The organism is Pseudomonas sp. PDM18 (assembly GCF_014852585.1).
Taxonomy (GTDB): domain Bacteria; phylum Pseudomonadota; class Gammaproteobacteria; order Pseudomonadales; family Pseudomonadaceae; genus Pseudomonas.
On sequence record NZ_JACVBX010000048.1, the window covers coordinates 1 to 308 of the forward strand.

General features: G+C 62.7%; 1 protein-coding gene. It reads left to right on the plus strand.

Annotation, left to right across the window (positions count from 1 at the left end; translation table 11 throughout):
* Nucleotides 1-308: hypothetical protein (locus IB274_RS29495; RefSeq protein ID WP_192436301.1), on the plus strand; the 308-nt coding region annotated here is incomplete at both ends.

The following is a 308-nucleotide window of genomic DNA, read 5'->3' on the forward strand; positions in this document are numbered from 1 at the left end:
GTGACAGGCGAGTTCCAGGCCGGTGACGTGGTCAAGTTCGACCTCAACGGCACGGCCTATCAGGCCGTGGTGAACACCGCGGGCGAATGGAGCGTGCAGGTAGCCGGTGCCGACCTGGCGAAAGCCACCAGCATCAACGCCACCCTGGTGGCCCACGATGCCGCGGGCAACAGCACCGACATCACCGCCAAGCATGCGTACGAGGTGAAGATCGAGGAACCGATTGCCGGTCTGATCATCGACGTCATCGCCGGTGACGACATCGTCAACATCGACGAGTCCAAGGCCGAGCAGACCATCAGTGGCAA